22 protein-coding genes are annotated in these 25378 nt (G+C 72.6%); 10 read left to right on the forward strand and 12 right to left on the reverse strand.

Going from position 1 to position 25378, the window contains the following annotated elements; all coding sequences use genetic code 11:
* Positions 1–257: 257 nt before the first annotated feature.
* Together ACH45N_RS22345 and ACH45N_RS22350 are read right to left on the reverse strand one after the other, a co-directional pair.
* Complete coding sequence (locus tag ACH45N_RS22345; RefSeq protein WP_397398004.1) at positions 258–1268, reverse strand: HNH endonuclease; 1011 nt, start codon at positions 1266–1268, stop codon at positions 258–260.
* A 284-nt stretch (positions 1269–1552) separates the two neighbouring features.
* Positions 1553–2782 carry a CynX/NimT family MFS transporter gene (locus ACH45N_RS22350; protein ID WP_397398006.1) on the reverse strand — a complete coding sequence of 410 codons (1230 nt, stop codon included), beginning with the start codon at positions 2780–2782 and terminating at the stop codon, positions 1553–1555.
* 48 nt (positions 2783–2830) lie between these two features.
* On the opposite strand from ACH45N_RS22350, the gene ACH45N_RS22355 reads away from it, so the two are divergent.
* Positions 2831–3529, forward strand: a complete 699-nt coding sequence (locus ACH45N_RS22355) for a FadR/GntR family transcriptional regulator (RefSeq protein ID WP_397398008.1) — start codon at positions 2831–2833, stop codon at positions 3527–3529.
* Positions 3530–3613: 84 nt separating this feature from the next.
* Here ACH45N_RS22355 and ACH45N_RS22360 read toward each other — a convergent pair whose 3' ends face one another.
* The 3 genes from ACH45N_RS22360 to ACH45N_RS22370 all read right to left on the reverse strand — a co-directional run bounded on the left by ACH45N_RS22360 (position 3614) and on the right by ACH45N_RS22370 (position 6716).
* On the reverse strand, positions 3614–4162 hold the full coding sequence (locus ACH45N_RS22360) for a TetR/AcrR family transcriptional regulator (protein ID WP_397398010.1): 549 nt from the start codon (positions 4160–4162) through the stop codon (positions 3614–3616).
* A gap of 34 nt (positions 4163–4196) precedes the next feature.
* Complete coding sequence (locus tag ACH45N_RS22365) at positions 4197–5732, reverse strand: MFS transporter (protein WP_397398012.1); 1536 nt, start codon at positions 5730–5732, stop codon at positions 4197–4199.
* A gap of 132 nt (positions 5733–5864) precedes the next feature.
* On the reverse strand, positions 5865–6716 hold the full coding sequence (locus ACH45N_RS22370) for an SGNH/GDSL hydrolase family protein (RefSeq protein ID WP_397398014.1): 852 nt from the start codon (positions 6714–6716) through the stop codon (positions 5865–5867).
* 154 nt (positions 6717–6870) lie between these two features.
* On the opposite strand from ACH45N_RS22370, the gene ACH45N_RS22375 reads away from it, so the two are divergent.
* The 7 genes from ACH45N_RS22375 to groL all read left to right on the forward strand — a co-directional run bounded on the left by ACH45N_RS22375 (position 6871) and on the right by groL (position 13343).
* Positions 6871–7533 (forward strand): uracil-DNA glycosylase, encoded by a 663-nt coding sequence (locus tag ACH45N_RS22375; RefSeq protein WP_397398624.1) that lies wholly within the window; start codon positions 6871–6873, stop codon positions 7531–7533.
* A 112-nt stretch (positions 7534–7645) separates the two neighbouring features.
* Positions 7646–7939 (forward strand): DUF3263 domain-containing protein, encoded by a 294-nt coding sequence (locus tag ACH45N_RS22380; RefSeq protein ID WP_397398625.1) that lies wholly within the window; start codon positions 7646–7648, stop codon positions 7937–7939.
* 42 nt (positions 7940–7981) lie between these two features.
* Positions 7982–8644 carry a LytR C-terminal domain-containing protein gene (locus tag ACH45N_RS22385; RefSeq protein ID WP_397398016.1) on the forward strand — a complete coding sequence of 221 codons (663 nt, stop codon included), beginning with the start codon at positions 7982–7984 and terminating at the stop codon, positions 8642–8644.
* A gap of 71 nt (positions 8645–8715) precedes the next feature.
* Positions 8716–9267, forward strand: coding sequence for a peptidoglycan-binding protein (locus tag ACH45N_RS22390; protein ID WP_397398018.1), 552 nt, complete (start codon positions 8716–8718; stop codon positions 9265–9267).
* Positions 9268–9556: 289 nt separating this feature from the next.
* A complete protein-coding gene (locus ACH45N_RS22395) occupies positions 9557–9760 on the forward strand; it encodes a cold-shock protein (protein WP_036964095.1) in 204 nt (67 codons plus the stop codon).
* A 219-nt stretch (positions 9761–9979) separates the two neighbouring features.
* Positions 9980–11509, forward strand: coding sequence for a phytoene desaturase family protein (locus tag ACH45N_RS22400; protein WP_397398021.1), 1530 nt, complete (start codon positions 9980–9982; stop codon positions 11507–11509).
* A gap of 205 nt (positions 11510–11714) precedes the next feature.
* Positions 11715–13343, forward strand: coding sequence for a chaperonin GroEL (gene groL, locus ACH45N_RS22405; RefSeq protein ID WP_397398023.1), 1629 nt, complete (start codon positions 11715–11717; stop codon positions 13341–13343).
* Positions 13344–13480: 137 nt separating this feature from the next.
* Here the strand turns inward: groL and ACH45N_RS22410 are convergent, their stop codons facing one another.
* The 4 genes from ACH45N_RS22410 to ACH45N_RS22425 form a co-directional block, all read right to left on the reverse strand.
* Positions 13481–13765 carry a WXG100 family type VII secretion target gene (locus tag ACH45N_RS22410; RefSeq protein WP_397398025.1) on the reverse strand — a complete coding sequence of 95 codons (285 nt, stop codon included), beginning with the start codon at positions 13763–13765 and terminating at the stop codon, positions 13481–13483.
* A 173-nt stretch (positions 13766–13938) separates the two neighbouring features.
* The gene (locus ACH45N_RS22415) at positions 13939–14643 is read right to left on the reverse strand and encodes a hypothetical protein (protein ID WP_397398027.1); all 705 of its coding nucleotides are present in this window, start codon (positions 14641–14643) and stop codon (positions 13939–13941) included.
* Between the two features lie 114 nt (positions 14644–14757).
* Positions 14758–16335 (reverse strand): ATP-binding protein, encoded by a 1578-nt coding sequence (locus ACH45N_RS22420; protein WP_397398029.1) that lies wholly within the window; start codon positions 16333–16335, stop codon positions 14758–14760.
* Positions 16328–17053, reverse strand: coding sequence for a response regulator transcription factor (locus ACH45N_RS22425; RefSeq protein ID WP_182619482.1), 726 nt, complete (start codon positions 17051–17053; stop codon positions 16328–16330). The genes ACH45N_RS22420 and ACH45N_RS22425 overlap by 8 nt, the downstream gene beginning before the upstream one ends.
* Positions 17054–17194: 141 nt before the next feature.
* Here ACH45N_RS22425 and ACH45N_RS22430 point away from each other — a divergent pair, with 141 nt between their 5' ends.
* On the forward strand, positions 17195–17788 hold the full coding sequence (locus tag ACH45N_RS22430) for an NYN domain-containing protein (protein WP_397398031.1): 594 nt from the start codon (positions 17195–17197) through the stop codon (positions 17786–17788).
* Between the two features lie 26 nt (positions 17789–17814).
* On the forward strand, positions 17815–18621 hold the full coding sequence (locus ACH45N_RS22435; RefSeq protein WP_397398033.1) for a carbonic anhydrase: 807 nt from the start codon (positions 17815–17817) through the stop codon (positions 18619–18621).
* A 24-nt stretch (positions 18622–18645) separates the two neighbouring features.
* Here ACH45N_RS22435 and ACH45N_RS22440 read toward each other — a convergent pair whose 3' ends face one another.
* The 3 genes from ACH45N_RS22440 to ACH45N_RS22450 all read right to left on the reverse strand — a co-directional run bounded on the left by ACH45N_RS22440 (position 18646) and on the right by ACH45N_RS22450 (position 25368).
* Positions 18646–20889 carry a TPM domain-containing protein gene (locus ACH45N_RS22440; protein WP_397398035.1) on the reverse strand — a complete coding sequence of 748 codons (2244 nt, stop codon included), beginning with the start codon at positions 20887–20889 and terminating at the stop codon, positions 18646–18648.
* 125 nt (positions 20890–21014) lie between these two features.
* A complete protein-coding gene (locus tag ACH45N_RS22445; protein ID WP_397398037.1) occupies positions 21015–22712 on the reverse strand; it encodes a DNA repair helicase XPB in 1698 nt (565 codons plus the stop codon).
* Positions 22713–22743: 31 nt separating this feature from the next.
* Entirely contained in the window at positions 22744–25368 is a 2625-nt protein-coding gene (locus ACH45N_RS22450; RefSeq protein ID WP_397398039.1) for a helicase-associated domain-containing protein, read from the reverse strand.
* Between the last annotated feature and the right edge of the window lie 10 nt (positions 25369–25378).

A 25378-nucleotide genomic window follows, 5' to 3' on the forward strand; every position in this document is an offset into this window, starting at 1 on the left:
GCGGGACCTGTTGCACCGGCGACAGAACCGATGTCCGAGACGTGCCCCGCGCCAACGGATGACGGAGGAACAGGGACCCCGAAGCAGGAGCATAGTGAGGTCACAGACCCGCGATGACAGCCACGAATCCGCGTTCCCCCCGCGTACCCCCCGACTAACGCTCACCTGGTCCGATCGCACGGCATGCACGCGGAACGAGGCGGAGAATCCGGCCCACAGCGCCCCGGGACGTTCTCGTAATGAGAAGGCCGTGGGCTCTAGTGCAATGAGGCGCCAGACTGATCCGGATCAGTCGCGGTCCGCTTCTGCCGCAGTACAGCGGGAGTGATGATCGGCTGGTGCTTGTGCAGCACCCGGTGGCAGGTGGGGCAGACCAGGGCTAGGTCCTTCATGGTGGTGACGCTCTCGCCGATCTTGTGCAGCGGGACGATGTGGTGAACGTCGATGACGCCGTCGACGCCGTATGCCTCGGAGGACTCGAAGTCGCACACCTCGCAGGCGAGACGGCCTGTCTTCTTGAAGACGCTCTGCTTCTTCTTGGTTACGAGTGTCCGGTCACGTTCGCGGCGACGGTGCTCACGGAACAGGATTCGGCCCTCTAGTGCCCCGTACTCCTCATCCTCACCGGTCTCCTCGGGCGCGTCGTCAGTCTCGCCGCGGGCGCGGATCAGGGCGACGGCCTGTGCGAGCTCGTCGGGCCGGTGTGCCCACGCGTCCCAGACCCTGGCGTCTCCTGCCCCTCCGTGCTCCATGCCCCGGCCTTCGTGTGCCGGGTCGATCGAGGAGAAATTGTCGAGTTTGAGCGACACGCTCGAAGCGTTGCGGAACGCGGGGTTCGACCTGACCGCCTCCGGAAAGACTCGGAGCGAGCGCAGCTCTTCGCTGAGGGCGGCGACCTTCGCAGCGAAGCCGCCGCGGCCCTGTTCACGGACAAGTAGGTAGAAGTCGAGAGCCAGCATCAACTCATCCACGGACCAGTTCGGAGGCATCGTGGGACGGGTGACCTCGAAGCCGAGGTTGTTGAGGCGGGTCGCCACTGTGCTCTCTCCGCCTGAGAACATGTCAGGCGTCATGAGAACGCCGGTCTGGTACTGGTGGGCCACACCCGTGATGGCCTTCGAGTCGTACCGCTTGCCGTCGACCACGATGAAATAGTCCCTGGCGGGCTTGAAGCCGTGCTTGGCGAGGAACGCATCTCGTCCGAGCGCGTCGAACTCCGCGATCGCCTTGTTCACGGCTTCCGGGTCTGTCAGGTCTACGAGGGTCATGAGACGAACGTATCCGCGGTGTGTGACATCGACCGCGCGTCTGCGCTGCTGCCGTGGCATGGTTCCCGGCGGTTATCCGGCGGAATGAGCGGCAACCAACGAGCGTGTACGTATCTCTACAGCACTGGCGTTGGCCTAGCCGCTGCACTGATTGGCAACGGTTGAGACCCGGCGGTTATCCGACGGGAACGACCGTCCGGTAAGCGGAAGGTCGTCGGTTCGAACCCGACAGGCGGCTCCAGAGGCCCGGGATCTCAACGATCCCGGGCCTTGCTCGCCCAGGGTCAGACGAACCGGCGCCGGCCGGCGAGCGCACCGAGGACCATCTGCGCCAGCAGCACGCCCAGGAGCATGGCCAGCGGGACGGCCCAGGCGCCGGTGACGTCGTGCAGCAGGCCGAACAGGAACGGCCCGAGCGCGGCGAAGAGGTACCCGAAGCCCTGCGCCATCCCGGACAGACGGGCGGTGTCGGCGCCCGTCCGCGCGCGCAGCGCGATCACGGTCAGGGCGAGGGAGAACACGCTCATCCCGAGTCCGGCCAGCAGGCTCCACAGCAGCGGCGACCAGGCCGGGGCCAGCATGAGCCCGGCCGTCCCGGCGACGCCCAGGACGCTGAGCGTGATGATCCACCCGCCCTGCCCGCGTCCGCGCGCGGCCAGCGGGGCGACGAACAGGCTGATCGGCACGGCGACCACCGAGACGAGGCCCATCAGCAGCCCGGCCTCGGAGCGCGGCACGCCGGCGTCCATCAGGACCTGCGGGAACCAGCCCATGGCGGCGTAGGCGTAGAAGGCCTGGAGGCCGAAGAAGCCGGTGACGATCCAGGCCAGGCGGTTGCGCAGCAGCGAGCGGCCGCCGTCGACGATCCCGGCGTGCCGCGGCGTCCGGCCGGTGCCCCGGGCGGCGACGAGCCACACCAGCAGCGCGACGACGGCCAGCACCGCCCAGGCGCCCAGCGCCGGGCGCCAGCCGCCGAACGCGTCGCCGAGCTGCGGCGTCACCGCGGACCCGAGCGCGCCGCCGCCCTGCAGGGCCGCGGTGTAGATGCCCGTCATGACGCCGATGCGCGCCGGGAAGGAGTCCTTGATGACCACCGGGATCAGTACGTTGACCAGGGCGATCCCGGCGGTGGCGACCAGCGTGCCGCCGAGCACGACGACCGGACCGTCGAGCACGCGCAGCACGAGCCCGGCGGCAAGCGTGGTCAGCGCGATCGCGATGGCGGCGCCGATCCCGGCCCGGCGGGCGAGCAGGGGCGCGACGAGGCCCGCGCCGGCGAAGCACAGCGTCGGCAGCGTCGTGAGCACACCCGCCCAGATCGCGGAGACACCCAGGTCGAGGCTCATCTCCTCGAGCATCGGGCCGACGCCGGTGATGGCCGGGCGCAGGTTGAGGGCGACGAGCACCACGGCGATCGCGAGCAGCACGCCGGCGGCGACCACACCGGGCGTCCGCGTCTCCACGGCGCCGTTCAGCTCGGGTTCGAGGCCGGATTCATGGTGGTGGACGCGCATGACCGCTACTCTGGCATACGTAGGATGATTGGATGAAAGGAATCCGCTGTGCCGTTGGCCACCACCCACCGGGCCGGCCTTGTCGACCAGGTCATCGAGCAGCTCCGGACCGCGGTCCGGCAGGGCGAGTGGCCCGTGGGCGAGCGCATCCCCACCGAACCCGAGCTCGGCGAGCAGCTCGGCGTCGGCCGTAACACCGTCCGGGAGGCGGTGCGCGCGCTCGCGCACACCGGCCTGCTGGAGGTCCGTCAGGGTGACGGCACGTATGTGCGTGCCACGAGCGAGGTCTCCGGCGCGATCCGCCGGCTTGCGGGCTCCGAGCTCCGGGAGGTGCTCCAGGTGCGGCGCACCCTCGAGGTCGAGGGCGCCCGGCTCGCCGCCACGGAGCGGACGGAGGACGACGTCGCCGAGCTGCGCGCCCTGCTCGCCCGGCGCGCGAGCGAACGTGACGAGGGCCGCTGGGAGCACTTCGCGCGGACGGACGCCGAGTTCCACCGGGCGGTCGTCCGGGCCGGGCACAACGGGCTGCTCACGGAGCTCTACCTCGGACTGACGGAGGTCGTCACGGCGAGCGTCGCCGCGACGTCCACCATCACGCCCGGTGCGGAGCACGTGCCCGAGATCGGCCACGAGGGCCTGGTCGACGCTGTCGCCGAGGGGGATCCCGACCGGGCCGTCGCCGAGGCCCGCGGCTTCCTGGACGGGTTGCTGGCCCGCGTCGAGAGCGCCCCGAACGGGACAGACTGATTCGGTCGGATGCCTTGAGATCGGTCTGTCAACGGACCGATGTCGAGACAACCGACCGATCTCGCGGGAGACCGCTAAACGTTCTCAGGCTCCGGGAGCCCCCGCGACGGCGCGCACCAGGTGCTCGGCGACGACGCGGCGCTGGGTGTCGGGCATCGACCGGTAGGTGAGCGACTCGAACATCCACAGCCCGTCGGCGGCGAGGCGGGCCACCAGCAGGGACATCGAGGCGGGGTCGGCCTCGGCGTCGGCGGGCACGGGGGCCCACCGCTCCAGCACCTCGCTCCACGGGCCCGCCCACTCCGGACGGGTCGCGGCCTCCAGCATGAGCTGCAGCTCCGCCCGGGTCGCGGACTGGGCGCTCACTCGGATGTAGGCGGCCAGCCGCTCGTCGGGGGTGAGCTGGTCGACCGGGCGGCCGGCGTCGGCCTCCAGGGTGGCCTCCCACCGCGCGGCCAGGTGCTCGTGGATGGCCACGAGCAGGCCCTCGCGGGAGGGGAAGTGGTACATGATCCCGCCGCGCGTCAGCTCTGCCTCGGCCGCCACTGAGTCGAACGTCACCGCCGTGACGCCCTCGCGCTGGACCAGGCGCACGGCGGATTCGAGGATGCGGTCGCGGTTGCTCGGTCGCACGGGGTCTCCTGCGGGGCGTCGCGGTCGGTGCGGTTCAGTGACCCGAACCGTAGGCGGAGGATGCCGATCCCGGCCCGTAGGCGCGGAGCAGCACTGTGGTGACGATAGCGCCGAGCGCCAGGACCGCGGCACAGACCACCATGACCACGAAGTAGCTGTTCCCGAAGGCCTGCGACGCGGCGGCCAGTACCTCGGGGCCGGTGCCCGGGGCGGTCACGGCGTCGGACATCGACCGGCCCGCCTCGACGGGGGCGCCGTCGGGCAGGCGGACCGTCGCGGTGTAGATGGTGGTCAGCAGCGAGCCGAGCAGGGCCACGGCGGCCAGGCTGCCGAACTCGTAGGAGACCTCCTCCACGGAGGAGCCCATGCCGGCCCGGCGGGCGGGCACGTTCCCGATGATCGCCGTGGAGGCCACCGACATCGCCGCCCCCAGCCCGAGGCCCGTGACGAGCAGGCCGGCGAGCAGCAGCCACTCGGTCCCGTGCTGCACGCCGTACAGCGTCCCCGCCACGCCGACGGCGCCCACGGCGAGGCCGCCGCCGATCAGCACCCGCAGGCCCACCACGTGGAGGAACGCCCCGGCCAGGAGCGAGGACGGCAGCGAGCCGAGGGCGATCGCGGCCACCAGGAGCCCGGACTCCAGCGGGGTGAACCCGGCCACGAGCTGGAACCGCTGTGTCGTGGCGAGCTGCAGCCCGCCCATGGCGAACATGGCGATCGCCGCCGCCAGCACCCCGGACGAGAAGGCGGCGTTGCGGAAGATCGCCAGGTCGAGCAGCGGGAACGGCAGCCGCCGCTGCCGGCGGACGAAGACCCACCAGCCCACGACGGTCACGGCCGCCGCGCCGAGGACGACGGTCCCGGAACGGTCGGCGCGGGTCACCTCCTTGATCAGGACCACGAGCCCCACCAGCGTGACCAGGGCCTGGACCGACGAGACGAAGTCCCACCGGGTCGCGGGGTGCGGGTCGTCCTCCGGGGCGACGGCGAGGCCGACGATCACGGCCAGCAGCACCACAGGCACGTTGATCAGGAAGATCGAGCCCCAGGCGAAGTGCTCCAGCAGCGCACCGCCGACGATCGGCCCCAGGGTGCCGCCGACGACGGACAGGCTGCCCCACACGCTGATGGCGATGTTGCGCTCGCGCTCGTTGACGAAGGCCACCCGGATCAGGGCCAGCGTGGCCGGCATCATCGCGGCGGCGCCGACGGCGAGCAGCCCGCGCGCGGCGATCAGCACCTCGGGGGTGGGCGCTGTCGCGGCCAGGAAGGAGGCGAGCCCGAACACCACCAGTCCGGACACGAACATCAGCCGGTGCCCGAACCGGTCGCCCAGCGTGCCCGAGCCGAGCAGGAGCCCGGTCATCACCAGCGGGTAGGCGTTGATGATCCACAGGCTCTCGCTCCAGCTCGCGTCGAGCTCGCGCGTGAGGGTCGGCAGCGCCGTGTACAGGATCGAGTTGTCCAGCGTGATCAGCAGCAGGCCGGTGCCGACGGTGACCAGAAGGGTCCAGCGCCGTCCGGTGCTCAGCCGGGACGTGCCCGCGCTCAGCGGAGGACTCATCGTCATGGTTGTAAATGTACCATCTAGAATGTTAAGTTTCCCGGGTGGGAGTGGGGTGCGGAGACGTCAGAGGCTCCCCGGCGCGAGCACCGGGGAGCCTCTGAGATTCACCCTCGAAGTGTAGGGCCGCGCAGGGCGCTACGCGCGCGGCCAGGCCCCCGGCGTCGGCCACTTGGCGGAACGCCCGTCACCGCTGGAGGTACCCGTCAGGCGCCGCTTGACCCACGGGCCCACGTGCTGGCGCATCCAGGCGGCGTTGGCACGCGCCGTCTCGCGGAAGGCCACGGGCGGTGCGGCGTCGAGGGGCACGTCGTAGGCGGCGTCGTCCGGCTCGAGGCCGAGCGCGACCAGCGCGGCGTTCGCCACCCGCTGGTGCCCCTCGGGGGTGAGGTGGATGCGGTCGGAGGACCAGAGGCGAAGGTCGGCCAGGGAGCGCATGCCCCACAGGTCCACCACGTGCGCGTCGTGGCGCCGGGCGATCGACCAGACGTTCGCGTTGAAGATGCCCACGCGGCCGTTGGTCCAGCTCAGGGCGGCGCCTGCCTTGAAGCCGGTGCCCATCAGCACGTCGGCGCCGGTGGCGCGGAGCGTGGCGACGGCGTCCTCCAGCGCGGCCGAGATCGCGTCGATGTCGGCCGTGGCCCGCAGGATGTCGTTGCCGCCCGCGACCAGCGAGACGAGGTCCGGCTGGGCGTCGAGGGTGACCCCGAGCTGCTCGGCGACGATCGGGCGCAGCTTGCGGCCCCGGATCGCGAGGTTCGCGTACTCCAGCGGCGCCTCGCCTGCCGCGATGCGGCGGGCGGAGAGCGCGGCTGCCAGGTTGTCAGCCCAGCCGCGCTGCACGTCCGGGGCGTCGGGATAGGGGTCCCACAGGCCCTCCGAGAAGGAGTCGCCCATGGCGATGTACCGCGTCCAGCGGACGGGGGCGGTCGCGGTGGGGGTCGTGGAGGGGCCTTCCGGTTCTGGGGTCGTCGCGCTCACGGTCCTCATTGTTGCGCCAACGCGGTGAAGAGTCGTCACAAGTGGGTGTGTCGGGCAGCACAGACGGTCGCTGTCAGTGTGTCCCGGTAACCTCCTGAGCGTGGAGACCATCGTGAACCCGACACCCCCTGCCGACGCCGCCGATGCCGCTGGCCGGCCCCCGTTGTCGCAGGTCATCGCGCCGGACTGGGCCGAGGCGCTGGCCGACGTCGAGCCCCGCATCCATGCGATGGGCGACTTCCTCCGAGCCGAGGTCGCCGAGGGGCGCACCTACGTCCCGGCGGGGGAGAACGTGCTCGCCGCGTTCAAGCGTCCGCTCGCGGACGTGCGCGTGCTGATCGTGGGCCAGGACCCGTACCCGACGCCGGGGCACGCGATGGGCCTGTCCTTCTCGGTCCAGCCGGACGTGCGGCCGGTCCCGCGCTCGCTGGTCAACATCTACAAGGAGCTGCAGGAAGACCTCGGCCTGCCGCTCCCGTCGAACGGCGACCTCCGGCCCTGGGCCGACCAGGGCGTCATGCTGCTGAACAGGACGCTGACCTGCCGCCCCGGCTCCTCGGACTCGCACGCGGGCAAGGGTTGGGAGGAGGTCACGGAGGCCGCGATCCGCGCGCTGGTGGCCCGTGGCGGGCCCCTCGTGGCGATCCTGTGGGGCGCGAAGGCGCGCAACCTCAAGGCGTGGCTGGGCGACGTCCCCGTGGTCGAGAGCGCGCACCCGTCACCGCTGTCGGCGCGCAGCGGATTCTTCGGCTCCAGGCCGTTCTCGCGGGCCAACGCGCTCCTGGAGCAGCAGGGCGCCCAGCCGGTCGACTGGCGCCTGCCGTAGCGATCGCGGGCCGCCCTTGGCGCCGGCGGACGTCCGGCGTGCAGACAACGTGAAAAGGATTCAGGTGAACGACAGGACAGTTCCTCCGACCCTCGGGGGGACCGGCGAGACGCTGGTCGCCCATGTCGAGGCCCCCGTCGCGGGCGCGGAGAAGGGGCTCTCCGACCGGGACCGCGAGATCCTCGCGTTCGAGCGCCAGTGGTGGAAGTACGCCGGCGCCAAGGAGGAGGCGGCGCGTGAGCTGTTCGGTCTGACGGCCACGCGGTATTACCAGGTTCTCAATACGCTCATCGACTCCCCGGCCGCCCTGGAGCACGACCCGATGCTGGTCAAGCGTCTGCGCAGGCTCCGGTCGACCCGGCAGAGAGGACGATCTGCACGTCGTCTGGCGGATGAGAACCACTGAGAAGGCACCGATCCGTCACAACAACCCGCTACTCTCTCTGCCGTGACGAAGAGTGGCTACCCCTACCCGCCCGACGAGTTCGACGTCGCTGTCCCCGGGGGCGCACCAGTGGGTGTGCACCGTGCACCGCGCAGCGGTTGGAGCTCGGCCTGGCCGTTCCTGCTGGTCGCCGTAGTCTGCGCCGCCGTGGCGTGGGGCGGCATCACACTGCTCTCCGGCGACGGCGACCCGGCAGAGGCGTCGGGCGACCCGTCGTCCTCGGCCTCGGCACCCGTCTCGCCGTCGGCATCGCCGTCGGCCGAGGGGACGGGCGGGGCATCGTCTTCCCCCTCGCCCTCCGCCGAAGCGCAGTACCCGGGTGACCCGGCGAGCGCGAACAAGTCCGCCGAGACTGTCATCGGTGTGTACAACAACGGCGGCGAGGGTATGGACGGTATGGCTGGCACTGTGGCGACGAACCTCCAAGCCGCGGGCTTCGAGGGAGAGATTCACCCGTTGGACACCGGTGCCGAAAATGGTCCAGCACCTGATTCGGTAGCGGCCAACACGGTCCTCTATGGCGGAGATCGCGCCGACACGGCGTCTGCTGTGGCTGAGGTGCTCGGCGTGGATCCGGCCAACGTCCAGCCTTCGGACGATGTTGCCGCGCACCCGACCGAAGGTGTCTGGGTGATCCTTGTGACTCCGCCAGCCAACGCGGGCTGACGGGTAACGGGCAGAAAATCACCCGACGCCCCTCTTGAGCGGTATGTCCGTTTTGGCAGACACTCTCCGACGTGGACGCGTTGGGCGTCCATTTCGTGCGATGCCAGGATGAGTGGCTGGCCTGGCGTCCCTTTTGGGGAGTGTCGATGATGAGATCGTTCGAGCGGGTGATGGGTGCGTTGGTCGCCTCGATCGCGTTGCTGTTGGGCGGAGCGATTGCCGCTCTGCCGGCCCAGGCGGAAACTGTCGGTGCGGGCGCTGCGGCCGTGAACTACTGCAACAACGCCTCCGGCAGCATCCAGGGGATGCCGTTGTACATCGCTCCCGGGGCGGGGACCGGCACCAACAAGTGCTACCAGAACCCCGATCACTACACGTACGTCGCTACCAGGGCGATTCAGCTCACCTACAACCAGTGCTATGCGAGTCGTTACCCGGGTGGGCTACCGAGCGGCGCGACCACTCTCGTTCGCGACGGGGATTACGGGGCGGAGACTGCTGCTGCGGTTTGGAACATGCAGGATTACCACGGGATCTTCCGCGATGGTCTCTACGGTCCCAACACGGCGAGCGTTACGCGGTTCTATGGCGGTGACAGCGGCGGCTGCCACGTGATTGGGTAGTTCGAAACCAGGCGCGGCCCTTCCTCTGGTCGAGGGAGGGTCGCGTGCTCATGCTGTGGGGCTGCCTCACGTTGGGTCGTGATCCGTCTGTGTTGAGCGCTTGAGCCCGTACCACCACGTTGATATTCCTTGACAAGCGTCCGTTTGCAGCCCTCTGACCTGGGCGTTCGCCATGCGCTTAATGCCGCATACCGGGCATTGAGGCTTCCCTGGTGTGAGACGGACCACTACGCTCGAACCACCACGGGTCGACCGAGTGGCCCGTGCAGAGGTACAAGGAGAACTACGCATGGCCCAGGGCACCGTCAAGTGGTTCAACGCCGAGAAGGGGTATGGCTTCATCACCCCGACCGCCGGCGGCCAGGACCTTTTCGTTCACTACAGTGCGATCCAGAGCGATGGCTACCGGTCCCTCGACGAGGGTCAGGAAGTCGAGTACGAGGTGGGGCAGGGACAGAAGGGTCCGCAGGCAGAGCAGGTTCGTCCACTCTGATTCGATGGGACGACGGGTGGGAAGGGCCCACCCGTCGCCCGCCGCCCCCCGAGGATGCTGGGACCCAGACCCCGGCGTCCGCACTGGACGGTCGACGACGACCGGTATCGCACCCCGTCGGACGACGAAGCCCGACGCCACCGAGCAGCCGCCCCGTACCGCGGCTGCTCGCCCTGGTTCCCGCCCGGCGCCCCCTGCCCGGCGAGCACCCGTGATTCGATGGGGGGCGTGACGCTCCTCGACGCGGTGGTGGTGGGCTCCGGGCCGAACGGCCTGGCGGCCGCGGTGACGCTCGCCCGCGCGGGCCTGGGTGTCCGCGTGCTGGAGGCGCAGCCGACGATCGGCGGTGGCGCGCGCACGCTCCCCGTCCCGGAGCTCGGCGGCGACCTGCTCTTCGACCTCTGCTCCGCCGTGCACCCCATGGCCTGGGCCTCGCCGTTCTTCCGGGCCTTCGACCTCCCGGCGCACGGCGTCGAGCTCGTCGCGCCCGAGGTCGCCTACGCCCAGCCGCTCGGCGGCGACCGCGCGGGCATCGCGTGGCGCGACCTGGCCCGGACCGCCGACGGCCTCGGGGCCGACGGCGACGCCTGGCGCGACCTGATCAGGCCCCTGGCCGAGAGCTGGCGACAGGTGACCGCGCTCGCTCTCGGGGACAAGCGGACCGTGCGCGGCATGCTGGAGGGCGTGCGCGACCACGGCGCGCACGCGTCGGAGACCTGGGGCCTGGCCTCCCTGGTCCGGCCGGGCCTGCGATTCGGCGCGGCGCTCCTTGAGCAGGGCGGCCCGCGCTGGGAGCGGCGCTTCCTCACCGAGGAGGCGAAGGCTCTGCTCACCGGCGTCGCGGCGCACGCCATCACGCCGCTGCCGTCCTACGCGGGGGCGGGTACCGCGCTGCTCCTCGCCGCCCTCGCGCACGCCGACGGCGGCTGGGCCGTCCCGGTGGGCGGCTCGCAGGCCATCACCGACGCCCTGGTCCGTGACCTCCGGGCGCACGGCGGCACCGTCGAGACCGGCCGCCCGGTCGACGCCTGGCGCGACCTGCCGCCCGCCCGCGCCGTGCTCTTCGACACCACGCCGACCACGGTGCTGCGGGTCCTGGGGGACCGGATCCGGGCGCCCCGCCGCGCCGCCCTGCGCAGGTTCCGGTACGGCAACGCTGCCGCCAAGGTCGACTTCGTCCTGTCGGGCCCCGTCCCCTGGGCGGCGCCCGACGTCGGACGCGCGTCGACCGTGCACGTGGGCGGGACGCGCGCGGAGATGGTGATCGCGGAGGACGCCGTCGCGCACGGGGTGCATCCCGACCACCCGATGGTCCTGCTCAGCGACCCGGGCGTGGCCGATCCCGGCCGGGTGCGCGGCGCCACGCGGCCGCTGTGGACCTACGCCCACGTACCCGCCGGCTCGACGCACGACCTCACCGAGGCCGTCACGCGCCAGATCGAGCGCTTCGCGCCCGGCTTCCGCGACGTCGTCGTCGGCGCGCGGTGCATACCCGCCGACCAGATGCAGCGGCACAACCAGAACTACCCGGGCGGCGACATCTCCGCGGGCGCCGCGAGCATGTGGCAGATGATCGCGCGGCCGACCCTCGCTCCCGACCCCTACCAGGTCGCCGAGGGGGTGTACCTCTGCTCGGCGTCGACGCCGCCGGGCCCGGGAGTGCACGGCATGGGCGGGTGGCACGCCGCGCGGCGGGCGCTGGTGCGGGAGTTCGACGTCCGCCACGTGCCGGGGCTGGCGCCGGGGTAGTCGCCCCGCGTTCGCCCGCGGTGTACGCGCCTTGCACTCTCAAGGTCCGAGTGCCAATAATGTCTTAGCACTCTCCGTTGGAGAGTGACAGCAGGGTCGAATGGTGAGGCCTCCTGCCGCGGCGAGACATGGTTCGTCGAGGCGGTTGCCGTCCGTCGCGGGCACCGGCCGGCCTGGACAAGCCACCAGCGGAGGATTCATCCCCATGGCCAAGATCATCGCTTTCGACGAGGTTGCTCGTCGGAGCATGGAGCGCGGGCTCAACCAGCTCGCCGACACGGTGAAGGTCACGCTCGGCCCCAAGGGCCGCAACGTGGTTCTGGACAAGAAGTGGGGCGCCCCCACGATCACCAACGACGGTGTCTCCATCGCCAAGGAGATCGAGCTCGAGGACCCCTACGAGCGGATCGGTGCGGAGCTCGTCAAGGAGGTCGCCAAGAAGACGGACGACGTCGCGGGTGACGGCACCACCACCGCCACCGTGCTCGCCCAGGCGCTCGTGAAGGAGGGCCTGCGTGTCGTTGCCGCCGGTGCCAACCCGATCGCCGTCAAGCGCGGCATCGAGAAGGCCACCGAGGCCGTCACCGAGCAGCTGCTGAACGCCGCCAAGGAGATCGAGACGAAGGAAGAGATCGCCGCCACGGCCGCGATCTCGGCCGGCGACCCGGCGATCGGCGAGCTCATCGCCGAGGCCCTCGACAAGGTGGGCAAGGAAGGCGTCATCACCGTCGAGGAGTCGAACACCTTCGGCCTCGAGCTCGAGCTCACCGAGGGTATGCGCTTCGACAAGGGCTTCCTGGCCCGCTACTTCGAGACGGACCCCGAGCGCCAGGAGGCCGTGCTCGAGGACCCGTACGTCCTGATCGTCGAGTCGAAGATCTCGAACGTCAAGGACATGCTGCCGCTGCTCGACCAGGTCATGAAGTCGGGCAAGTCGCTCCTCATCATCGCCGAGGACGTCGAGGGCGAGGCCCTGGCGACCCTGGTGCTGAACAAGATCCGTGGCACCTTCAAGTCCGTCGCCGTCAAGGCCCCGGGCTTCGGCGACCGCCGCAAGGCCATGCTGCAGGACATCGCGATCCTGACCGGCGGCCAGGTCATCACCGAGACGGTGGGCCTCAAGCTGGAGAACGCCACGCTCGAGGAGCTGGGCCAGGCGCGCAAGGTCGTCGTCACCAAGGACGAGACCACGATCGTCGAGGGTGCCGGCGACGCCGACCTCATCGCCGGTCGCGTGAACCAGATCCGCAGCGAGATCGACAAGTCCGACTCGGACTACGACCGCGAGAAGCTGCAGGAGCGCCTCGCCAAGCTGGCCGGCGGCGTGGCCGTCATCAAGGCCGGCGCGGCCACCGAGGTGGAGCTCAAGGAGCGCAAGCACCGCATCGAGGACGCCGTCCGCAATGCGAAGGCTGCCGTCGAGGAGGGCATCGTCGCCGGTGGTGGCGTGGCCCTCATCCAGGCCGGTGCCGTCGCGTTCGCCAAGCTCGAGCTCGAGGGTGACGAGGCGACCGGTGCCGCGATCGTGCGTGCCGCGATCGACGCCCCGCTGAAGCAGATCGCCGTGAACGCCGGCCTCGAGGGCGGCGTCGTGGCGGAGAAGGTGCGCAACCTTCCTGCCGGCCAGGGCCTGAACGCCGCGACCGGCGTGTACGAGGACCTGCTCGCGGCGGGCGTCAACGACCCGGTCAAGGTGACCCGCTCGGCGCTGCAGAACGCCGCGTCGATCGCCGCGCTGTTCCTCACCACCGAGGCCGTCGTCGCCGACAAGCCGGAGCCCGCGGGCGCCCCGGCCGGCGACCCGACCGGTGGCATGGGCGGCATGGACTTCTGAGTCCGGCCTGACCCGCTCGGGCCTCGGCCCGCGCACCTGTCCGACGCCGGTCGGTCAACCTCTCACGCGGAGGGTGACCGGCCGGCGTCGGCCTTTCCTGCCCGGTCTCCGGCCGGACCTCGGCAGCGTCCGCGCCCTCAGGAGAACATGCGCGTCGCGGCCGCCTCCGCCTCCGCGTAGGTGCGGGCCGCGGCGGCCAGCGCCGCCTGGATCGCGTCCAGCGCGCTTTCGACCTGCGCCTGCGCGCCCCGCCACTGCGCGACCGTCCCGCCGAACGCCGCCGCGGCCGGCCCCTGCCAGCTCGCCTGCAGGGCGTCGAGGTTGCGCATGAGCGCCCCCACCTCGGTGCGCACCGTGGCCACCGAGCCCGCCACCGCCGCGCTCGCCTGCTCCACCTGGTCGCTGTCGACCTCGAACCGCATGGTCATCACCTCCCCGCACGCCGGCCCGTCCGGCGTCCTGCACCGACCGTAGGCGTAGGGTGGCCGACGGCGGGGCGGTCGCGGGACGGCCTGTGCACAGGCCTGTGGATGCGGGGGGTGTGGTCGCGCTCGAACCGCTGGGCGGCCGTTCGGAGGGTCGGTCGTGGGCGGCGTCAGGCCGACTCGAGCTTCGCCTGCTCCTTGCGCAGCCGGTGCAGCTCCATGTCGAGGTTCTGCCGCGCGGGCTCCTCCCACGCGGCGCCCATGGGGCTCAGGAAGAGCGACTTACGGGCGAGCAGCCGCTCGATCACGCGGATCCGGGCCCGGAGGTAGTCCTCGGCGGGGATGTGCGCGTACTCGGCGCGCACCGCGGACTTGTAGTCCTTGTACCGCTGCGGCTCGGCGGCGAGCATCGCGAGGTCGGCGTCGTTGAGCACCGCGGCGTCGAAGTCCGCGGGGTCGGGCGCGTGCCGCACGATGGCGTTGACCAGGGCGGCGACCCGGTCCGCCGCCCGCGCGGGCACGCCGAGCTCGGTGAGCTCCTTGTCCGCGAGGGCCGCCGAGGCCGTGGTCTGCTCGCCGCCCTGCGAGGCGTCGGCCATCTTGCGCTCGGCGTTGAACACCGCGCCGTGGTACCAGGCGGCGAGACGCACCAGGTCCGGCTCGTGCGTCTCCTCGGCCAGCTCGTCCACGCGGTGCAGCACGGCGGCCAGGTGGCGGAGGTTGTGGAAGTGCCGGTTCTCGTCGGCCCACCGGTCGAGCAGCGACTGGCCGACCGCCTCGATCGCCTCGGTGTCCGCCGTGGCCCCCGCGCCCACCGCACTGCGGACGAAGGACTTGAGGAACCACTGCGGCGCGTCAGACGTCAGCACGCCCATGTGAACTCTGCCTAACGGTCGATGTCGGTCACTCCACGACCAGCCTATTACCGAAACGGTCAGTGGCGGCTACCACCGTCACGGGATCGTGATCACGGTTCGGCCCCGGACGTGTCAGAGCGGCAGCGTGAGCCGGACCGTGAGCCCGCCACCGGGGGTCTGCGCCACCTCGACGTGCCCGCCGTGCGTGCCCACGATCGCCGCGACGATCGCCATCCCCAGCCCCGAGCCGCCGCCCGACTCCCGCGTGCGGGACGAGTCGGCGCGGTAGAACCGCTCGAAGATCCGCCGGCCCTGCTCCTCGGTGAGGCCGGGGCCGTGGTCCCGCACCTCCAGGACGGCGCTGCGGCCCGACGCCGGGGCGTCGCCGCCCGGGGCCGCCTTCTCGCCGTTCTGCGCGGCGCCGGTCGCGCCCGGCGTGGCCGGCGAGCCCGGGAGCACCCCCAGCGCGATCTCGGCGGGCGTGCCCGACGGCGTGTGCCGCGCGACGTTGCCGATGAGGTTGGTCAGGACCTGCCGCAGGCGGTCGCCGTCGCCCTCCACGACGAGCTTCTCGGGGACCTGCCCCGCCGGGTCGTCCGGACCGGCGTCCCGGGCGAGGGGCACCACGGTGACGTCGCGCGTCGGGTCCAGCGCGTGCAGGTCCTGGGCGGAGTCCCGCGCGAGGGCGACCAGGTCGACGTCCTCGCGGGCGACCGGGCGGCCCTCGTCGAGGCGCGCGAGCACCAGCAGGTCGTTGACGAGCGTGCCCATGCGCCTGGCGGCGTCCTCGATGCGGAACATCGTGTCGTCGACCTTCTCGGAGCTGTCCAGGGCGCCCATCCGGTACAGCTCGCCGTAGCCGCGGATCGTCGCGACGGGCGTGCGCAGCTCGTGCGAGGCGTCCGAGACGAACTGCCGCATGCGCACCTCGGAGGCCTCCTGGGCGGCGAAGGCGCGCTCGATCTGCGTCAGCATCGCGTTGAGCGAAGCCGCCAGCGAGCCCATCTCGGTGCCGGCGGGCGCCTCGGGGACGCGCAGCGTGAGGTCGCCCGCCGCGATCTGCGCGGCCGTGTGCTCCACGTTCCGCAGCGAGCGGAGCGACCGCTCCACGAGCAGCCACGCCGTGAGTCCGCCGAGCAGCACGATGCCCAGGCCCGACATGATCAGGGTGCGGGTCAGGATCGAGACCGTGCGGTCCATGCCCACCAGGGGCAGCGCCACGTAGACGGTCGCGCGCTCGCCGCTCGGGTACGTCGCGCCCAGCGTGATGACGCGCCAGCTCTCGGTGCCGGTGCGCTGTCCGGAGTCGTCGCCGGTGCCGCCCTCGCCCGTGTCGCCGGTGCCGGTCGCCCCCGCGGCGGTGAACGGCTCGCCGCCGCTGGCGACGGCCTCCTCGTACGTCACGGTCGGCAGCTTGGGCCTGCCGAAGCGCGTGATCGCGGAGTTCCCGAGCTGGGTCTGCTTGCCGCTCTCGTTCTCGATGAGCACGTAGTAGTCGCTCGGCAGGGCCTGGCCGGAGGTGGACTGGATGATGCCGATCGGGTCGAGCGCGGCCGTGTGCAGCTCGTCGTCCACCTGCTGGACCAGGAAGTTGGAGACCACCGTGGTCGTCGCGATGCCGGCGATACCGAGCCCCGCCGCCAGCAGCAGCGAGATGATCGCGACGAGCCTGGCGCGCAGAGGGATACCGGCGAGGCGCTCCCTAAGCACGGACGGGCTGGGGGGCACGCAGCAGGTAGCCGACGCCCCGCTTGGTGTGGATCAGCGGGGGCAGGGTCTCGCCCTCGACCTCGAGCGTGTCGATCTTGCGCCGCAGGTAGGAGATGTAGGACTCGACGATGTTCGCGTCGCCGCCCCAGTCGTACTGCCACACGTGGTCCAGGATCTGCGCCTTGGACAGGACGCGGCCGGAGTTGAGCATGAGGTAGCGCAGCAGCTTGAACTCCGTGGGCGACAGGTCCACCTCGACGCCGGCCCGGCGCACCTCGTGCGAGTCCTCGTCCATCTCGAGGTCACCCACGTGCAGCACGGCCTCCTCCTCGGGGGCGGGCACGCCCGTGCGGCGCAGCACCGCGCGGATCCGGGCCACGACCTCCTCCAGGCTGAAGGGCTTGGTCACGTAGTCGTCGCCGCCCACGGTGAGACCCTGCACCTTGTCCTGCGTGTCGTCCTTCGCGGTGAGGAAGACGACGGGGGTGTGCCGGCCGGTCGCCCGCATGCGGCGCGTGACCGTGAAGCCGTCCATGTCCGGGAGCATCACGTCGAGCACCACGAGGTCGGGCTCGACGTCGCGGACGAGCTGGAGGGCGCCGTTGCCGTCGGCGGCGGCATGGACCTCGAAGCCCGCGAAGCGCAGGGACGTGGACAGGAGCTCGCGGATGTTCGGTTCGTCGTCCACGACGACCAGACGCGCCTCAGGAGTAGCCATGTTTCCAGTGTGCGGCTGGTTCCTGAAGACTGCCTGAGTTTCGCCCGGGAAATCCCCCAGGCTTCCGCTCCCGGTGTCCGGCGCCCCTGTCGGACGGGCTTCGGCTCCGCGATTCGGCGCACACGGCCTAGGCTGTGTCGCATGTCAGCACCGTCCCCGCAGGAGTCCGGGCAGTTGCCCCGGCGCACGTATCTCATCGTCGACGGTGAGAACATCGACGCCACGCTCGGCATGAACGTGCTGAACCGCCGTCCGGCACCCGAGGAGCGCCCGCGCTGGGACCGTATCTCCGCGTTCGCGGAGAAGGTCTGGTCGCAGGACGTCGTGCCGCTGTTCTTCCTCAACGCGACGTCCGGCCAGATGCCGATGCCGTTCGTGCAGGCGCTGCTCGCCATGGGCTACAAGCCCATCCCGCTGGCCGCGCAGGGCTCGGAGAAGGTCGTCGACGTCGGTATCCAGCGCACCCTCGACGCGCTCATGGACCGCCCCGGCGACGTGCTGCTCGCGAGCCACGACGGCGACTTCCTGCCGCAGATCGAGGCCCTGCTGGAGGACGACGACCGCCGCGTCGGCCTGCTGGGCTTCCGCGAGTTCGTCAACGCCCGGTTCACGGAGCTGGAGCAGCGCGGTCTGGTCATGTACGACCTCGAGGCCGACGCCGACGCGTTCACCACCATGCTGCCGCGCGTCCGGATCATCCCGATCGAGGAGTTTGACCCGCTGCGCTACCTGTAGGCGGTTTGCGGGCAGATAATGCGCGGATGAAGAGGTTTGTCCTGCCCGCTGCCCTGCTCCTCCTGCCCGTGCTCGCGTCTTGCGCGGCGGAGGCCCCCGACGACGCCGGGGCATCCGCCGCGCCACCGCCCGCGCCGGCGGCCGAGGTGCACTGGACCTACGACGGCGACACGGGCCAGGACACCTGGGGCGACCTCTCCGCCGACTTCGCCACGTGCTCGACCGGTGCCGCGCAGTCCCCGATCGACCTGCCGGCTCACGCCGGCGTGCGTGCGACGGAGCACCCGAGGATCACGTCCACGCCGACCACGGCGCAGGCGGTGGACACCGGTCACACGATCCAGCTCGTGCCACGGACGGCCACGTCCAGGGTCGAGTGGGACGGCAAGAACTTCGACATCGCCCAGGTGCACTTCCACGCGCCGTCGGAGCACACGGTCGACGGCGAGGCGATGGCCGCCGAGTTCCACTTCGTCCACGCCACACCCGGCGGGGAGACCCTCGTGATCGGCGTGTTCGCCGAGGAGGGCCCGCACGACAACCAGGACTGGCAGCCGTTCGTCGAGGGCGCGGCCACCCCGGGCACGAAGGACCTGCCGTTCTACGTGTCCGCGATGCTGCCGGAGGACCCCACGTTCGAGTCGTACGTGGGCAGCCTGACCACGCCACCCTGCACCGAGGGAGTGCGGTGGATCGTGTACACCACGCCCGTGGAGCTGTCGGCGGATCAGCTCGCCGTGCTCGAGGAGGCCTCGCACGGGCACAACGCGCGGCACACGCAGCCGGAGGGTGACCGCGCGGCGTCGGAGGGCACCGTCATCCTGGAGCACTGACCCCCGGACGGCCGGGCGGGGCGCCTACCGGGTGTGCGCCGGCCACCAGGCCCGGACCGTGCCGAGCTTGCGGTGCGCCGCCGGGCGACCGCCGCCGAACCCGCCCCCGCCGAACCCGCCGCCGATCCGGGCCGTACGGGCGCGCTTGCGGGAGCGGACCAGGTGAGGGTCGAGCAGGATGCCGCCGAGCATCATGCCGCCGCTGATCGGCCCGTTCGCGTCGTCCCCGCCGGCGTCGGGCTCGGCCTCGGCGGCGGCCGCGACGACGGCGTCCGCGTCCTGGCGGGCCAGGCGCGCCGCCTCCCGCACCAGTGCGCTCGCCTCCTGGGCCTCGTTCAGGGCCGCGGTGGGGTCGGTCGGGTGGAGCGCGCGGGCGACGTCGGCCAGCCGGACCGCCTCCGCGAGCCGGGTGCGCGCCGCGGCGCCGACGGCCCCGCGGCGGGTCGCGATGAAGTCGGCGGTCTGCCGCAGCTGCGCGTCGACGCGCCGGAGCGTGTCGCGCAGCAGCGCGGACGCGCGGGCCTTGACCTCGGTGTGGTCGCGGGTGGACGCGAGGGCGGCGTCGAGGGCGGCCTCCGCCGCGGCGATGCGCTGCAGGCCGGCGAGCGGGTCGCCGCCCTCGCGCGTCACCTCGACGTTCTTGAGCGAGGCCTGGGCCGCGGCGCGCGCGAGGGTGACGCGGAGGTCGCCCTCGATCGCCTTGGCGGCGGCCACGTCCTGGGTGAGCGACGCGATCGACTTGTCGAGCCGGCCGACGGCCTCCCGGAGGTGCAGCGCGGTGGCGTCGACGGCGTCGAGCAGCATGACGGCCTGCCCCAGGGCGTTCTGCGCGCCCCGCGCGTGCGCCACGGCGACGGCCTTCTGGCCGGCCGCAAGGGCCGAGTTCCCGGCGGCCACGGCCTCCTTGGCGTTGGCGATCAGCAGCTCCGCCTGCTCCGGGTTGCCCACCACGGTGGCCAGCGGGCCCGTGGGGTACCGCCGGGAGAGCTGCGTCAGGAGGCCGCGCGCGGCGGCGACCCGCTGGGCGACCTCGGCCTCGCGGGCGACGACGTCGGCGAGCAGCTCCGGGGCGCGCTGCTGCAGGCGGCGCAGGTCGTCGAAGGCGCGGGTGCGCGTGTCGAGCGTGTCGGCCGCGGCCTCGCAGAGCGCGATGATCCGGGCGAGGCGGGCACGGCGCACCGGGTCCTCCGCGGTGTGGGGTGCGGCGTCGTCGACCCCGCCGTCGCCGGACGTGCCGTCGCCGGACGCGCCGTCGGCGTCCTCGGGCGCGGTGGCCCGGGGCTCCGTGTCCACGACCTGCCGCACCGCGAACGCCTCGCGGACGTCGGCGGCGGCGCCCTCGAGGATCAGCTCGAAGTCCCGCGTGGCGTCGGCGCCGAGCTCCGATCGGGCGAAGCCGAGCTCCTGCTCGCACGTCTTCAGGGCGTCGTCGATGCCGACCAGGGCCGCCGCGGCGCGCTCGTCGAGCTCGTCGAGCGTGAGGTCCGCGAAGGCGTCCGGCGCCGGCCCGCCGACCACCGGGGTGCGGTCCCTGAGCTGGACGAGGAGCGGTCGGAGCCGGGGCACGGCGAACCGCCACAGCACGTAGCCGAGGGCGGCCAGCACGAGGATCGCCACGCCGGCGATACCCACCACGAGCAGGGGGCTGGTGGTGCCCGCGACCCCCGTGCGGACCGCGTCGGCGGCGTCGGTGGCCGCGGGGGCCCACCGCTCGTCCTCGACGGCGGACGCGACGGCGTCGTCGATCCGCCCGAGCTGGCCCTCCGTGAGCGGCACGTTGGTGTCCGCGGACAGGCCGAACTCGTGGTCGACGGTCGCGATGGCGAGGAGCAGGTCGTCGGTCCCGAGCCCGGACTGGTTCGCGCTCGCGTTGGCCCAGTCCACGGGGTCGGTGCCGTCGAAGCTCTCGATGAAGACGACGAACATGCGCAGGTCGGACTCCGCGGCGAGCCGCTCGACGGCGGCCAGCACGTCCTGGCGCTCGGTGTCGGTGAGCGCGCCCGCGCCGTCGGTCACGGGGTCCGTGAGGGTGATCGGCGGCGACGCGGGCAGGATGTCCGACATGAGTTCGGCCTGCGTCGCCGCCGACAGGCGCGGCGACACGGACGGCCGCGGTTCGGCCGGCCCGACGACCGTCGCGCTGGCGGCCTGCGAGGTGGCCGCCAGGACGATGCCGACGAGGCCGGCGAAGGCCACGATGACCCAGCCCCCGGAAGCGCGGGTGCCGGGATCGTGCGGACGCTCGGCTCTTGCTCGGGACTCGATCACGTCCCTGATCGTCACCCCGGGTTCAAGACACCGCAATCGGAGACCGCAACGTTGCGTATGTGCAACGAATCCCCAGGTGAATGCCCAGCGTGAAGGGCATTTTCACGCCCTGAGCAGCCCCGACGTCAGGGCGTCGTCGAACCGGCCGGCGACTCGTCCAGGTCCTCGGCGTCCACGATGCGGTACGCGTATCCCTGCTCGGCCAGGAACCGCTGCCGGTGGGCCGCGAAGTCCTGGTCCACGGTGTCTCGCGCGACCACGGCGTAGAAGTGCGCGGTGCGCCCGTCGGCCTTGGGTCGCATGATGCGCCCGAGCCGCTGCGCCTCCTCCTGCCGCGACCCGAACGACCCCGAGACCTGGATGGCGACGGACGCCTCCGGGAGGTCCACCGAGTAGTTGGCGACCTTGCTCACCACGAGGCGCGAGATCTCGCCCTCGCGGAACGCGCCGAACAGTCGCTGCCGCTCCTTGTTGGTGGTCTGCCCGGTGATGATCGGCGCGCCGAGGTGCTCGGCCAGCTCCTCGAGCTGGTCGATGTACTGGCCGATGACCAGCACCTGGTCGTCGGGGTGGCGCGCCACGATCTGCTCCACCACCTTCTTCTTGCCCGACGCCGACGCGGCCAGCCGGTACTTGTCCTCCGTCTCGGCCGTCGCGTACGTCATCCGTTCGCTCTCCGGGAGCGTGAGGCGCACCTCCACGCAGTCGGCGGGGGCGATGTAGCCCTGGGACTCGATGTCCTTCCACGGCGCGTCGAACCGCTTGGGCCCGATGAGGCTGAACACCTCGTCCTCGCGGCCGTCCTCGCGCACCAGCGTCGCGGTCAGGCCGAGCCGGCGCCGCGCCTGCAGGTCCGCCGTCATCCGGAAGACGGGCGCGGGCAGCAGGTGCACCTCGTCGTACAGGACGAGGCCCCAGTCGCGGGCGTCGAGCAGCTCGAGGTGCGTGTAGACGCCCTTCCGCTTGGTGGTGAGCACCTGGTAGGTGGCGATGGTGACCGGCTTGATCTCCTTCTTGGTGCCGGAGTACTCGCCGATCTCGTCCTCGGTCAGCGTGGTGCGCCGCACCAGCTCGTCGCGCCACTGGCGTGCGCTGACGGTGTTCGTCACCAGGATCAGCGTCGTCGTGCCCGACTTGGCCATGGCGCCGGCGCCGACGATCGTCTTGCCCGCGCCGCAGGGCAGCACCACGACGCCGGAGCCGCCGTGCCAGAACCCGTCCACGGCCTGCGCCTGGTAGGGCCGCATCTCCCAGGGGGCCGCCTTCTCGTGCGGCGTGCGCGGGTGCGTGGTGGGGCTCAGCTCGATCGGGTGCTTCTCACCGTCCACGTAGCCCGCGAGGTCCTCGGCCGGCCAGCCCAGCTTGACCAGGACCTGCTTGAGGTGACCCCGCTCGGAGGGGTGCACGGCCACCGTGGACTCGTCGATCCGCGCGCCGACGAGGCCCGCGGTGCGCCGCGACTTCAGCACCTCCGCGAGCACCGCCCGGTCCGTGGTGCGCAGCACGAGCCCGTGTGCGGGGTCCTGCGCGAGCTGGAGGCGCCCGTAGCGGGACATCGTCTCGGCCACGTCGACCAGCAGCGCGTGCGGCACCGGGTACCGGCTGAACTCGATGAGCGTGTTCACGACCTGCTCCGCGTCGTGGCCGGCCGCGCGCGCGTTCCACAGGCCCAGCGCGGTGAGGCGGTAGGTGTGAACGTGCTCGGGCGCACGCTCCAGCTCGGCGAACGGCGCGATGGAGCGGCGCGCCTGCTCGGCGCTCGGGTGGTCGACCTCCAGCAGGAGCGTCTTGTCACTCTGCACGATCAACGGGCCGTCGGGCATGGGGTCTCCCTCAGTGTTGGTCTGGTGCGCCTCAGGGCGTGGATGACGTCGGCAGGACCGACGCGATGCGGTGTACGGCGATCGTCAGCTCGGCCTCTCGGTCCGGGTCGAGCGCGCGCAGCCTGCCACCGTCGAGGTTCAGGGGTTTGAGCTCGCGGCGCTCCAGCCGGCCGGTGTGCCCGGCCACCTCGACGATCACGGTGGAGCCGTCGCGGAGCGCGTCGCGCAGCAGTGCCAACCCGTCGGCGGGGTGCTGTGTTCCCGCGTCCTCGTCCTCGGGCCCGGGATCAGGGTCCGTGGACGGCTCGCCGACGGTCGCCGCGGCGGGGCGGGACCCGTTCGTCGGGAGCGGCGGCGTCTGCCCGGCCGCGCCGGACGTCACCTCCTCCGCCGTCCCCGTGCTGCCGGCGGGTCGCCCGGGGACCACCCGGTACCCGCGCAGCGGGATACCGCTCGCGGGGGCCACGGAATGGGCCACCTCGGCCGCGTCCGCCCGCGCCCGCGCACCGGCCCGGGCCGCCGCCTCGACGGCGCGCAGCTCGGCGACCAGGACCTCGGGGTCGGGCGCGCGGGTGGCGACGTCGGACCCGGAACCCATCCGGATCGCCGCCGCCGAGCGCGGCGCGGGCATCGCCCGGCCCGTGACGCCGCGGCGCGCGACGAGCACCCGGCCGTCCGGCCCCTCCAGGGCCGAGACCAGCCCGCGGCTGCGGAGCGCCTCGTGCAGGGCGGCCGCGGGGACCGACGCCGCGAGCACCGTCGGCGCGAGCCGCACCAGGCCGAGGCCGACGAGGGACGGGTCGTGCTCCAGCCCGGCGAGCACGGTCGGGTCGGCGGCCCGCAGGTACGCCGACGCCGAGCCGACGCGCACCGCGCCGTGCCGCCGGGCGGTGTCCCGGACCAGGTACTCCAGCGGCTGGGGGACGGGCACGGGGGACCGGTGCGCCAGCTCGTCGAGCAGGCCGTCCGCCGTCTCCCCGTGGTCGAGCGCCCGCGTGACCGACGCCGGGCTGAACCGCACCGTCGTCGCCGCGCCGCGCGACTCGACGTCCGCAGCCCGCTCCAGGAGCCGCGCCAGCTCGCGCGACGGTCGCCCGGGGACGATCCCCGTGAGGTCGCCCTGCAGCAGGATCTCGTCCACCTCGTGCGGGAGCACGGCGCGCAGCGCCCCGGCGACGTCGGCCGGGCGGGCAGGGTCCGTCGGGAGGAGCGCCCGGCCGGGCGCCGACAGCGCGCCCGCGCCCGTCACGCCCAGCCACTCCATCTCGGCCAGCAGCCCCTCGACCGCGCTCGCGGGTGGCACGGAGCGAGGCGTGTGCCAGGTCAGCACCTCGACGACCGCGGCCGCCGTGGGAGCCAGCACGGTCTCGCCGTCCCGGCCCGCCGCGAGCACGCCGAGCACGCTGTCCCGCAGCCGCGGCACCCACGGCCGCTGCAGGTCCGGCGACAGCGGCGCCCGCAGCGCACCCTTGTCGTCGCGCGAGCCCACCAGCCACGGCGCGCGCCGCGAGGCCAGCCAGGCCTCGACCAGGCGGGCCCAGCGGGCGGCGTCGTCCAGGTCGTCCCAGTCCGTCACCGTCGGCACGTACGACGGTGGCGCCTCGCCGTCGTCCCGGACCAGGCCGGCCAGCGCGGCGACCTCCACCACGAACGCCGCGGCGGGCTCGTCGGTCTCGAGCTGCGTGGCGAGCCGCCGCAGGTCACGGACGCCGAGGCCGCCCGCGCGCAGGACCGACGGCGGGTTCTCGTCCCAGGACCCGCGCAGCACGCGGACCCGCCGGACCAGCTCGAGCGCGGCGCTCGCGGCCTCGGCGTCGGCGGTAGCCCGCGGCACGGGGCGACCCTGCGGCTCGGGCGCCCGGGTGAGCGGTGCGCGGTGGGTGCGCCCGCCGCGCAGGGCCAGCCCGACCAGCCGCGGCAGGACCACGTGCCGGGCGTCGGAGCGAACCAGGAGATGTGCGGTGACCAGCCAGTTCACGGCGTCGCGGGGGCGGGTCCCCGCGGCCGGGACGACACCGACCGGCGGCCCCCACGCGAGGGCGTCCAGGATCGCCCGCGCCCCGCCCGGCGCCTCGGCGAGGAGGGCGTCGAGCGCGGCGCCCGTCCCGGGCGCCCCGGGTGCCGGACCGAGGGCGCGGGCGACCGCCTCGGCCAGCCCGCCCGGGACCGGGTCGAGGTGCGGGCCCAGGCCCGCGGGGTTGGGCCCCAGCAGCTCGTCGAGCCCCGGCGAGGTGCGCAGGTCCGGGGCCGACGCCGGTCCGGCGCCCTGGCCGGCGTCCCAGAGCAGGGCGTGCTCGACGGCCAGGTGGACGGCCGCCTCCACCGCGGCCCGGTCGTCCGCCGCGCCGCCGAGCGCGCGGTTGACGACCTCGGGGCCGAGGGCGGTGGGACCGGGCGGGGCGCGGAAGACCGCCTCCAGGGCGAGCACCGCCTCCAGGACCTGCAGGGTCAGGGCGTCGGCACGGGCGAGCGCGCGTTCGAGCGACGTACGGCTCGACGCGCGGGCGGCCAGCGACCGGAGCGTCGAGGGGGAGGGGGCGGCGAGGTCAGGACGGGCGCGCAGGAGCGCGGCGAGCGCGGTGTCCGAGCGCTGCCGGAGATCGTCGGCGAAGTGCCGCGTGGCCGAGGCCGGCGCTGCGGGGAGCGAGGAGGCCATCCTGACGATG

It is taken from the genome of Promicromonospora sp. NPDC019610, from assembly GCF_044389365.1.
Taxonomy (GTDB): domain Bacteria; phylum Actinomycetota; class Actinomycetes; order Actinomycetales; family Cellulomonadaceae; genus Promicromonospora.

Excerpts from the sequence above, each read along its gene's own strand:
- ACH45N_RS22345 (WP_397398004.1), bottom strand. The coding sequence starts at position 1,268 with ATGACCCTCGTAGACCTGACAGACCCGGAAGCCGTGAACAAGGCGATC.
- ACH45N_RS22350 (WP_397398006.1), bottom strand. The coding sequence starts at position 2,782 with ATGCGCGTCCACCACCATGAATCCGGCCTCGAACCCGAGCTGAACGGC.
- ACH45N_RS22365 (WP_397398012.1), bottom strand. The coding sequence starts at position 5,732 with ATGACGATGAGTCCTCCGCTGAGCGCGGGCACGTCCCGGCTGAGCACC.
- ACH45N_RS22370 (WP_397398014.1), bottom strand. The coding sequence starts at position 6,716 with ATGAGGACCGTGAGCGCGACGACCCCAGAACCGGAAGGCCCCTCCACG.
- ACH45N_RS22395 (WP_036964095.1), top strand. The coding sequence starts at position 9,557 with ATGGCCCAGGGCACCGTCAAGTGGTTCAACGCCGAGAAGGGGTATGGC.
- ACH45N_RS22400 (WP_397398021.1), top strand. The coding sequence starts at position 9,980 with ATGGGGGGCGTGACGCTCCTCGACGCGGTGGTGGTGGGCTCCGGGCCG.
- groL (WP_397398023.1), top strand. The coding sequence starts at position 11,715 with ATGGCCAAGATCATCGCTTTCGACGAGGTTGCTCGTCGGAGCATGGAG.
- ACH45N_RS22410 (WP_397398025.1), bottom strand. The coding sequence starts at position 13,765 with ATGCGGTTCGAGGTCGACAGCGACCAGGTGGAGCAGGCGAGCGCGGCG.
- ACH45N_RS22415 (WP_397398027.1), bottom strand. The coding sequence starts at position 14,643 with ATGGGCGTGCTGACGTCTGACGCGCCGCAGTGGTTCCTCAAGTCCTTC.
- ACH45N_RS22425 (WP_182619482.1), bottom strand. The coding sequence starts at position 17,053 with ATGGCTACTCCTGAGGCGCGTCTGGTCGTCGTGGACGACGAACCGAAC.
- ACH45N_RS22430 (WP_397398031.1), top strand. The coding sequence starts at position 17,195 with ATGTCAGCACCGTCCCCGCAGGAGTCCGGGCAGTTGCCCCGGCGCACG.
- ACH45N_RS22435 (WP_397398033.1), top strand. The coding sequence starts at position 17,815 with ATGAAGAGGTTTGTCCTGCCCGCTGCCCTGCTCCTCCTGCCCGTGCTC.
- ACH45N_RS22445 (WP_397398037.1), bottom strand. The coding sequence starts at position 22,712 with ATGCCCGACGGCCCGTTGATCGTGCAGAGTGACAAGACGCTCCTGCTG.
- ACH45N_RS22450 (WP_397398039.1), bottom strand. The coding sequence starts at position 25,368 with ATGGCCTCCTCGCTCCCCGCAGCGCCGGCCTCGGCCACGCGGCACTTC.